The sequence below is a fragment of the Asticcacaulis sp. genome, assembly GCF_020217185.1.
In the GTDB taxonomy this organism is placed as follows: domain Bacteria; phylum Pseudomonadota; class Alphaproteobacteria; order Caulobacterales; family Caulobacteraceae; genus Asticcacaulis.
In genome coordinates this window covers 1-10000 of record NZ_JAIWNX010000221.1, presented here as the reverse complement: position 1 = coordinate 10000, position 10000 = coordinate 1, and the positions used below count along the sequence as shown (strand labels likewise).

At 59.7% G+C, this 10000-nt stretch carries 12 protein-coding genes and 1 pseudogene; 4 read left to right on the top strand and 9 right to left on the bottom strand.

Annotation, left to right across the window (positions count from 1 at the left end):
* The 8 genes and pseudogenes from LDL37_RS10970 to LDL37_RS10935 all read right to left on the bottom strand — a co-directional run.
* Positions 1–257: pseudogene (locus LDL37_RS10970) on the bottom strand (hypothetical protein); the annotation flags it as partial.
* 391 nt (positions 258–648) lie between these two features.
* Positions 649–1299 carry an energy transducer TonB gene (locus LDL37_RS10965; RefSeq protein ID WP_290798025.1) on the bottom strand — a complete coding sequence of 217 codons (651 nt, stop codon included), beginning with the start codon at positions 1297–1299 and terminating at the stop codon, positions 649–651.
* Positions 1300–1382: 83 nt separating this feature from the next.
* Positions 1383–1820 carry a biopolymer transporter ExbD gene (locus LDL37_RS10960; protein WP_013479037.1) on the bottom strand — a complete coding sequence of 146 codons (438 nt, stop codon included), beginning with the start codon at positions 1818–1820 and terminating at the stop codon, positions 1383–1385.
* 6 nt (positions 1821–1826) lie between these two features.
* A complete protein-coding gene (locus tag LDL37_RS10955) occupies positions 1827–2702 on the bottom strand; it encodes a MotA/TolQ/ExbB proton channel family protein (RefSeq protein WP_290798020.1) in 876 nt (291 codons plus the stop codon).
* A 753-nt stretch (positions 2703–3455) separates the two neighbouring features.
* The gene (locus LDL37_RS10950; protein ID WP_290798017.1) at positions 3456–4784 is read right to left on the bottom strand and encodes a lytic murein transglycosylase; all 1329 of its coding nucleotides are present in this window, start codon (positions 4782–4784) and stop codon (positions 3456–3458) included.
* Positions 4785–4864: 80 nt separating this feature from the next.
* On the bottom strand, positions 4865–5167 hold the full coding sequence (locus LDL37_RS10945; protein WP_290798014.1) for a transcriptional regulator: 303 nt from the start codon (positions 5165–5167) through the stop codon (positions 4865–4867).
* 2 nt (positions 5168–5169) lie between these two features.
* Positions 5170–6459 carry a hypothetical protein gene (locus LDL37_RS10940; RefSeq protein ID WP_290798011.1) on the bottom strand — a complete coding sequence of 430 codons (1290 nt, stop codon included), beginning with the start codon at positions 6457–6459 and terminating at the stop codon, positions 5170–5172.
* 9 nt (positions 6460–6468) lie between these two features.
* A complete protein-coding gene (locus LDL37_RS10935; RefSeq protein WP_290798008.1) occupies positions 6469–7692 on the bottom strand; it encodes an acyltransferase family protein in 1224 nt (407 codons plus the stop codon).
* Between the two features lie 270 nt (positions 7693–7962).
* Between LDL37_RS10935 and ykgO the strand changes: the two genes are divergently transcribed.
* From ykgO to LDL37_RS10915, 4 genes are all read left to right on the top strand, one after another.
* Positions 7963–8088, top strand: a complete 126-nt coding sequence (gene ykgO / locus LDL37_RS10930; RefSeq protein ID WP_013479043.1) for a type B 50S ribosomal protein L36 — start codon at positions 7963–7965, stop codon at positions 8086–8088.
* 192 nt (positions 8089–8280) lie between these two features.
* The gene (locus LDL37_RS10925; RefSeq protein ID WP_013479044.1) at positions 8281–8550 is read left to right on the top strand and encodes a DUF2312 domain-containing protein; all 270 of its coding nucleotides are present in this window, start codon (positions 8281–8283) and stop codon (positions 8548–8550) included.
* A gap of 71 nt (positions 8551–8621) precedes the next feature.
* Entirely contained in the window at positions 8622–9023 is a 402-nt protein-coding gene (locus tag LDL37_RS10920; RefSeq protein WP_290798005.1) for a hypothetical protein, read from the top strand.
* A 54-nt stretch (positions 9024–9077) separates the two neighbouring features.
* Positions 9078–9665, top strand: a complete 588-nt coding sequence (locus LDL37_RS10915) for a DUF3833 domain-containing protein (protein WP_290798003.1) — start codon at positions 9078–9080, stop codon at positions 9663–9665.
* Here the strand turns inward: LDL37_RS10915 and LDL37_RS10910 are convergent.
* Positions 9666–10000 (bottom strand): helix-turn-helix domain-containing protein (locus LDL37_RS10910; RefSeq protein ID WP_290798001.1); only part of this gene is annotated, 335 nt, incomplete at its 5' end. It lies immediately after the preceding gene.

The following is a 10000-nucleotide window of genomic DNA, read 5'->3' as shown; positions in this document are numbered from 1 at the left end:
GTTTGAGGCCTGCGTTCCTGAACCGTTGGCTCTGTTGGCTTGGGTTTGAACGTGATCATTGGCGCTTCGATAACCGGCGTGCCGTCCGGTGCCTGGGCCAGCTTTACTTCAAAGCGTTCGTTGATGATGTAGGCCGCAAGGCCCAGATGCACCACAGAGGCAAAGGCAATGCCCACCATGACGGGCCTGGACAGGCGCTTTTGGGCGGGGGCCTGAAACAAAGGGTTGCGGGTCGGCGGGATGATGGTCGTTGCCATGCGGTGTTTCCTTTCCTTAGGGTCTGATCCTTATGGCCGGCGCCCGTCCGGAAAACGGGAACCGGTACGTTACCGCGTGCGAGACGGTAAGGATTTGAAGTCTGCGGGCCCGTGCGTCTCAAAGCCCCCTTGCCTGAGACCAACCATCGGGAGAAAGGTATCTTCTTCTGACTTAGCAAAACATATCACTTAGCAATTATAAGTTCAAATGCCTTTTTCGTGATTGAAGTGCATTCCGATAAGCGCGCAGCGGCATAGAAAGGAAATGTGTTATAAAACAGAATATTGGATCGGATTTCTTTTAAATGGCCCCAGCATTTCAGCCTGCGCCCGGCAAACAAAAAAGCCCTCCGGCAGAACCGGAGGGCTTTTCTGAGTTTCAGTAGGAAACCTATTGCAGGGTCCACTTGAAGCGGAACTTCTTGCGGTCACCATCGCGAAGTTCACCATCGGTGCCCTTCTTGATCTTGGCATAACGCATAAAGCCCTTCACGGTCGCCGCGCCGAAGCCATAACCCGCAGGCTTTTCGCTTTCGACAGTACAGCCCGTGATCTTGCCTTCAGAGTTCAGAACGCAGTCAATCGTGACTTCGCCCTCAACTTCCGCGTCCTGAGCACGCGGGGGGTAAAGGTCAAGCAACTGATCCGATGTCGGCGGCGTCCATTGAGCCGTCGTGTAGCGCGGACCAGCGGGAACGACCGGAGCCGGAGGCGGCGGAGGTCCCGGGACAATTTGCGGCGGGCCCTTATACTCGACGCGGTCTTCCTTCTTCGTGGCTTCGATCTGGATCGGAGCCGGAGGTGGAGGCGCATCGGTCTGGATCACCGGTTCGCGAACCTGAAGCTTCGGCGGAGGCGGAGGCATGTCAGGCGGCGGAGGCGGAGGCGGAGGCGGAGGTGGCGGGGGCGGTGCCAGATCTACCAGTTCGGTATCAATCTTGGTGTCTTCATATTCCACCGGCTTGATTTCGAACTTTTCGTGATAGATGTAGTAGGCCAGTCCCACGTGGGCCACGATTGCCACGCCAATACCGACGAACAAGGGCGTTTTGTCCTTGTTTACCGGGGGGTCGAGAATAGGATCTCGACGCCTGTGTGGGGTCTCTTCCATAATCTCAGGCCCTCTTACTTGTTACCATCTTCACCGATCAGAGCAACGCTGTAGTAGCCGTTGTCCTGAAGGGCATTCATCACCTGCATGAAGTCCGCATAGCGGGTCTTGCGATCGCAACGAATGAAGATGCGCTCCTTGTCCGGATCACGTTTGCCGACCTGAATCTTCATGTCGGCCCCAAGATCAGCCAGAGAGGTAGGTTTATCGCCGATGAACACACCGCCATCCTGCTGGATGGAGATATAGATCGGCTTGGGCGGGTTTTGTTGCGGCGGGGCGACGGCTGTCGGAAGGTTCACTTCGATCGACACGGAGGCCATGGGAGCGGCCACCATGAAGATAATCAGAAGAACCAGCATGATATCGACGAACGGCGTAACGTTAATTTCGCTGTTCTGCTCGATATGAAACTTCGAGCCGCCGCTGCCAGAGGATAGCTTGGCTCCCATGAGTACTTACGCCCCTTTGTCGAGTTGACGCGACAGCGAGTTCATCAGTTCCGCAACAAATTGCTCCGAACGGGTACCGTAAGCAGCGATCGAGGTGTTGAAGATGTTGTACATGACGACGGCCGGGATAGCGGCAGCCAGACCGATACCGGTGGCGAGCAGGGCTTCGGCGATACCCGGAGCCACGACGGCCAGGTTGGTCGTACCCGAGTCAGCGATACCGATGAACGAGTTCATGATGCCGTAAACCGTACCGAACAGACCGACGAAAGGCCCGATCGAACCGGTCGAAGCGAGGAAGGTCAGGCCACCCGACAGACGCTTGGCCAGACCGGCCTGAACAGCGTTGATCGAGGACGAGGCGCGGTGCAGGGTCGAGTCGCGATGCTCACCCGAAACCTGAAGACCGGCTTGCTTCGAGATCTGGATTTCTTCGGTGGCGACGGCGGCCATGTCGGCCATCGGGTTGCCAGCGAACTCATCCGAGGTCGAGATGCGGTTGATGTCAGCGATCGAACGGGCGCCGCGGAAGGCTTCGAGGTAGTTGTTCGAAGACTTGTTGAGCTTCGCGAAGAACATCAGCTTGATGACCAGGATGGTCCAGGAGATGACGGAAGCAGCTACCAGACCGATCATGACGGCCTTAACGACCGGCACGGCCAGCATGAACATCGAGGCAACGGTGATCTTGCCGTGACCGCCCGAAGCGGATGAGGTGGACGATTCTTCGGTGGTCGCCGCCGGGGCGGCTTCAGCAGCCGGGGCTTCAGCAGCGGCGGGCGACGTAGCCGCAGCCGCGGCAGCCATCGTCGGAGCGCTCAGAAGCAGCGCAGCGGCGCCGAGCAGAGCAATGAGCGGGTTGTGTTTCTTGTGTTCGAGCATTTTTCGCCAATTCCTGAATAAGGATAACCCCCGGTAGGAGGGCTGACCAAGGATTTTCGGGGGCAGCGTGAACCCCCTGGTTTAAGCCTAAGACATATTTAGAACGTGGCACACGAAAGCCCATGTTTCCGTTAAGGTCGCATGTCCCTTCGTGAACCTCTCTTGTGTTACGCATCGTCACGGATCTGCGTCCGCATACGGCTGCGCTGCGCACAAACCTTTTGTCCCTGCCCTGCCGGATGACCGGGCGTGGACGATCCCTCTGTTACACCAGTGGTTACAAAGTGATTTGCGGACTAAAAAAGCAATCCTCCCTCACCCCGTCAAGGTGCTTATCGTGCCACCGCGCGTTACATTTCGGCCACAGGCAAGGCAATTCCTGCGCTTTTTTGTTAAAAACTCAAACATGTCCGATAGTTAGGTTCCAAGGGGCTTGGGAGAATATTTTTGCGTGAGATAAATTTTTTTTAATTCGGGGTGCCGGTCGAAGGGCGACTTGCATCGAAAAGGCGAAAAAACCACCCGCTTTCAACGCTATGTGTCAAATTTATAAAGACGTTTTTACGAACGCGCGGACGTCTCACGTCTCGGAAAGCGACTGGATTCGGACATGTCCCTGCCCTTTACCCGGCATAAGATAACGCTAACACTGGCAAAATATTACCGATGATGGGAAATTTTCCCGCATTGCAGCAAAAGACAGTGTTCGGAGCATCCGGAAAGCGGATTTAAACCGCCTGAAGTGGCACCGGTTTAACGGCCCGACGGGCCCAGGATCGTGTATCCCGTCGCCTTGGCCGACAATTCGCTTGCCAGTTCGTAGCTGAGATAGCCATCCGCGACGCGGCCATTGGCCTTTTGCCATTCGCGTAAAGCCTTACGCGTACCGATGCCGATAACCCCATCGACGGTCCCGGCGTTGAAGCCCGCCGCATTCAGCGCCGTCTGGACATTCTTGCGCACCGCCAGTGACAGGGGTTGCTCATCCGGCCACGGCGTCTTCAACGCGCTGCGCCCCGCAATTCCATCGGCGTTCAACCCGACGGCCAGCGCATAGGCGGTGGAATTATTGTATTTGCGAATAACGAAATGATTGGGCAGGGCCAGAAAGGCTGGCCCCTTGGCCCCCGACGGCAGAATCAGCACGGCCGGGGCCGTCTTTTCGCTGGCATTCCAGTTGCCTCCGTCGGCACGAACCACACCCTTTTGCGCCCACCAGTCGGGCGTCTGGCTTTCGGTTTCGGCCAGATAATAGTCGAAATCCGCCGGAAGCGTCACCTCAACCGCCCAGGCCTGTCCCGGACGCCAGCCCTCGCTTTTCAGCAGATTGGCGGCAGAAGCCAAGGCGTCAGAGTCCGAGGTCCAGATATTGACGTGGCCATCGCCGTCGCCATCCTGCCCCAGCTTAAGATAGTTTTCCGGCAGGAACTGCGTCTGGCCCATCGCCCCGGCCCAGGAGCCCTTCAGCTCCTGACGGATCGCCTTGCCGCTCTTTATTATAGACAGCACACTGAGCAACTGCGTTTCGGCCCAATCACGGCGACGCCCGTCATAGGCCAGAGTCGCAAAGGCGGTAACGACATCGATATCGCCCTGCACGCGGCCATAGTCGCTTTCCATGCCCCAGACGCCGCCCAGCACTTCGCGCGGCACCCCATAGCGCGCTTCGATGGCGGCAATATCGGGATTGGCGTTGACGCGCTCGCGCCCCATCTGGATGCGCGCGGCTGACACGGCGTTTTTCACGTAGGACGATATCGGCTTGGAAAATTCCGGCTGCCCCGTATCGGCCTTGACCACCGATTCTTTCGGTTGCACGTCGGCCAGCAGGTTTTCAACAAAGGCGCGGTCAAAGCCTCTGGCCACCGCCTTGGCCACAAAGGCCTCGCGCCAGTCGGCGAAATTGGCATAGGTGACCGGGGCAGACGCCGGTGCGGGCTTTGGCGGCGTTTGCGGCTTATCCGTCGCCGGCCCGGTTTCGGCGCGCGGCGGCTGCGGCTTGTTCTCGATCGGCGTCGGCAGGCTGGAGGCCGTCGAACAGGCGCCGAGGAACAGACACAGACTGAGTACACGCCGCTTCATACAGATCATCCTTCCGTTACAGGTGCGAATCTTAGCCTTGGAATGGTGTCATTTCCAAGCGCAAAGCGGTAAACAAGCTGTTATGAGCGCTTTTCGACCAGTCCGGACAGCACCTCTATATAGCGGGCGAAGGCCTGACGTCCCGCAGGGGTGATGTGCACGCGCGTCAGCGGCTTCTTGCCCTGATAGCCCTTGACGATTTCGACATAGCCCGCGTCCTCCAGCTTGGACAGATGCACCGACAGATTGCCCTGCGTGGCTTCGAGCACGCCCTTCAGCTCGTTGAAATCGGCGGCTTCGGCGTCGGCCAGATAGGCCATAATCCCCAGCCGCAGGCGGCCGTGGATCGCGTCGTCCAGCCGGTTGACGTCAAAGCCGGTCATACTTACGCCCGCTGTCCAGCGTCGAAACGCATCAGAAGATAACCCGGCACCGCCATCAGCAGGACCAGCGCGCCGGACAGGATCAGCAGATATTCCGGGGTTTCCACCCGCCACGCCAAAAGAACCGCGGTCGCAAACCAGCCGGCGCAGACAAGCGCGGCCCACAGCCTACGCTTCGCAACCGCCGCCACGTACCACCCGGCCCCCATCAGGGCACAAAGCGAAATCGGATAAAGCATCCAGATCAGCCATAGCTTTTGCGTGAAGGCAGCATAGCCAAAGACAAGGTTCATAAACAGATTGGCTAGGCCTACGCCCCCAAAGGCCGCATTGATGGCCCGGCTGCCGGCATTGGCGTGCGTCTTGTGCCGGTCGCGCCACAAGACCACGCTCAATATAATGAGAAACAGAATCGTCGGCAGAACACCATTGATCAGATGCCCTAAGGCCCCCAGTCGGACACTGCCGCTCATGTCCAGACCGTGCAGCAGGCATTGCAGGCCATACAGCAGGCCGCCGGACAGAAGCAAAAGGCCGCCCGATAGCTGCACCTGCTCGCCGCGATCGACCAGCGCCTTGACAAAGGCCAGGGCTTCCCGCGCGGCCTGCGGGTCTGTGTCGGTGTGGGCCTCGACGGCATTTTCGCTTGTGGGCCTTTCGGGCGCGCGCTCGCGCGCCGCCAACCGCTGCATGACATAGCCCGGTGCCGCCATCAGTGCCAGCAGGGCTATGCCCAGACAGAAGAGATAGGCTGCGACCTGCGTCATCAGCAGGGTCAGGGCCAGTGTGGTGACGAACCAGCCCGCCGAAACCAGACCCAGCCATAGCTTTCGGCGAATCAGGGCCGCCGCGTACCACACTGCCCCCTGCATGGCGCAGATGACGATGGGGTACAAAAGCCAGATCGTCGTGGACTGGCGACTGATCGCCAGCCAGCCGAACGTCACCGCAATAACCAGATTCAGAAGTCCTGCGGACGTGTAGCTGGCCGTCAGGGCGCGCGTCGCCACACCGCCCTTCCCCTTGCGCTCGCGCCACGCGACATAGGCGATCACCCCCAGAAACGGCAGGGTCGGACCGATGGCCAGCCACAGGCCGTAGGGCGGCGTGAGCGTCAGCCAGCCCGCTTCGATGGCCGCATAGACAAGCGTCTGAAGGCCATAGAGCAGCCCGGCCCAGAAGAAGACCAGCCCCGCCGAAGCCTGTGCCCGCGGCCCTTCCCCGGCGAAGGATCGGGCAAAGACCAGATCCGCCGCTTCGGCAATGCTCGATTTGAAGAATATCCGACCCATGATCAGCAATCAGACTGTAGCGGTTGTTGCGGGCGTCTGGCGCTTGCGCGAAACGCGCTTGCGACCGTCCAGAATCGCCCCGATGAAGCTGTACCTTACCAGAAGCTGATAGCTGAGCAGCGAAAGAAACAGCGTGCTCAAAACGGCCAGCGGCAGCTTGACGAAATAAGGTGCCGAGAGGTCGAGCAGCAGGTACTGCATCAGCAAGACCAGCGGCAGGTGCACCAGATAGACCCAATAGGCCGAATCCGCCATGTAGCGCCAGAAGCGGCTGGGGCGATCCAGAAAGCGCAGGGCGATACCGATCAGCCCCAGACACCAGCTCCACAGCCCCAGCACATAGGCTGCTGAATAAAGCGCCCGCCAGGCCCCGCCGGTAACCGCGTCGGTTTCTGCCTGATGCCCGCCCAGCCATTGGGCCGCCAGCGTCAACGCCACGGCCGACAAGAGATTCAGAAAGCCTTTCCTGCGCACCATCTCCAGCCGGTTCGCATTGCGATGCAGGCACCAGCCGAAGACGAAGGCCGACAGGTAGGCGGCGCTGGCCAGCGCATTGGGGATAAAGCCCCTGTCCGGCGTCGGGATGCCGAGCCAGTGATCCCAATGCGGCTGCACCTGAATAAGCAGCCACAGCGGCAGGCCAAACACCAGAGGCGTCAGGTCCCAGCGGATGGCAAGGCCAAACAGGCTGTCGGCTGCGCGGCGCAAGCCTCCGCCGCTGTCGATAAAGGCCAGCAGGCCGCGCAGCGGTACGCACACCGCATAGAGCAGCAGCAGCATGTACAGGAACCACAGGTGCGTCAGGGGAAAGGTCTCTGCCGTCAGGGGCGGCGGCGGAGCGGGTGGCTGGTTCGCTAGCGCCGGATTGGCTTTCAGCGCGGCGAGAATGAGAACCGTGATGATGGCTGCCAGAACCGGAAACCAGAACAGAACCAGAGGGCCCGCCACGCGCTTTACGCGATCAAGGGCAAAGCCCGCAGCGCCGCGCTTGCGGTACAGCAGCCGCGCGAAAAACCCGGCCAGTATAAAGAACAGGCTCATGCGGAACATGTGGATGGTGAAAAACAGCGATCCCACCGCCGCATGGCCCGAAGGATCGTTCACGATCCAGGCGGGCGGCGACATATAGGCCAGCCCGGCGTGCAGCACGACGCCTAAAAACAGCGCTCCGCCCCTTACCGCATCCAGCGCGTAAAAGCGCGTTCCGTCCACCCTTTGCGTCTCATTCGTCATGGCACCCTCCTCCGGCGTCACCCCGGCCTTAACGCCGTTGCGCCGGATTATATAAACAAGTTTATAATTTAAACTAGTCTAAAAATGATAAATTCGTCAGCCGCTCGCCTCCGGCCGTGATTTGTGCAAAAAGCCGCTCACAGATTGTTGACTTGTGTCTGCGCTTCGCGTAGGAACCGCGCCTCACACATGGCTTGAAGGCTTCGCCCCCGTATGGGCCGCGCGAATTCGGTCAAAGCCTCAGTCATTACTTAGTCAAAGGTTGGGACCATGAAAGTCCGTAGCTCGCTGAAGTCGCTGAAGACCCGTCACCGGGACTGCAAGATCGTCCGTCGCAAGGGCGTGGTCTATGTCATCAACAAGACCGACCCGCGCTTCAAGGCCAAGCAAGGCTAATCGACCCCGATTAGGCCTGTAGGCTCAAAGAATTCAGCGTCCGGAGCCTGCTCCGGACGCTTTTGTCGTTTATCATGGCCACGGAATTCATCCACAGCTCAGGCGCAGCCGGCGAATCGCGGCGTATTGAGCGGGTGATTCGCATGGTTTATGGTGAACGGGACCTCTGTTTTCCCTTTCAAGGATAGTTTCATGGCCGACGATCAGTCCGCTCACCCCGACGTCATCACCGCCGCCGCGCAAGGCCGCCTGAAATCGTTTATCGAGCGCATCGAACGCCTCGAAGAAGACAAGGCCGCCATCGCCGGCGATCTGAAAGACGTCTATGCCGAGGCCAAGGGCGAAGGCTTCGATACCAAGGTGATGCGCAAGGTGGTCAGCCTTCGCAAGAAGGACAAGGTCAAGCTTCAGGAAGAAGAAACCCTGCTCGACCTCTATCTTTCGGCCATTGGCGGGCTGTGATGCGATCCTCTCCTGACAAAGGAGAGGATTTTTTATTTGACCCAAATGCCTGAGCGGCGTGTGATGCTCAAATGGCGTTCAAGTCCAAAACGCCCGGTAAGGGGCTGACGCGCAAGAGCGAACTGAAGACAAAGGCCCCTCTGTCATCACGGGGCGGCCTGTCTGCTAGGCCGGCTGCGCCCAAACCGCCCCCCTCCCCGCACGATGAAAAGAAGGCCCTGCAAAAGCGCACCCTGCGGGCGCTGGAACGCGCCAAAAAGGCCGCCGCCGAGGCAGGCGTTGATCTGTCCGAATGGGAAAACGACTTTATCGACAGCGTCAGCGACCGCGTAAAGACCTATGGCCGCGCCTTTGCCGATCCGGACAAGGGCGCGATGAATGGCACCCTGTCCCTGCTGCAAGGCGTCAAACTGCGTGAAATCCGGCAGAAGGTGAAAGCGCGCGCCGCCAAGCCCGCCGAAGAAGAAGACTGAACCGAAGCCTCACGGATAGCGTACTCTGATAAACCGCTATTGATGGAGCGTCCGATGCGTTCACGTGCCCTTCTGTTTGCCCTGGCTCTGACCACCGTTGGTGCGGGCAGCCTTTCCGGCTGCGCCTCGCTGGACATCGCCAGCAACAGCCGCCCGCAACCGGCCTTCGAGCTTGAGTCCTATTTTGCCGGGGAAACCCGGGCCTATGGCGTGTTCGAGGACCGCAGCGGCAAGGTCAGCCGCACCTTCAGCGTGGTGACGCGAGGCACGCCGACGGCTGAGGGTTTTGTACTGGATGAGCGCTTCTTGTGGAATGATGGTGAGCGTCAGACGCGCACCTGGACCTTCCGCAAGATCAGCAATGGTCTCTATGAAGGCCGGGCGCAGGATGTGGCCGGAACGGCGCGCATCGAAACGGGCGGCGACGCCATCCGCATCCGTTACCTGCTCAACCTTCCCTATCAGCGCGGCACGCTTAAGGTACGCTTCGACGACTGGTCGCATCTGGTGGCGGACGGGGTCGCGATCAATCGCGCCGATGTGTCGAAATTTGGCGTGCATGTGGGGCGGGTGACCCTGAGCTTTATCAAGCCCGGACACCCGGCCCCTGTAGCCGGGTCTTTAAGCAAAGACTTTAAATAGTTAACCCGCTTCCTTGACCATGCCTTCAAGGCCGCAGTCACGCACCTTGCGATAGAGAGTCGAGCGGCCGATGCCCAGGCGGCGCGCCACTTCGGACATATGCCCGGCATAGACGCTGATGGCGTGTTCGATCAGGTCGCGTTCGATCTCTTCCAGCTTGCGCAGGTGCCCGGCCCCATCGAGGATCTTCACCGGCTGATCCGGCAGGCCCGCATCAAGCTGCGTCATGGCCGCCTGATGCTCGGCAATGACCGGCGGCAGCCCCGACACCGACATAGCCGCCTGCGGCAGGTGCTGACCCGAAATGGCCGGGAAGTCATAGGCCTGAAGGTGCG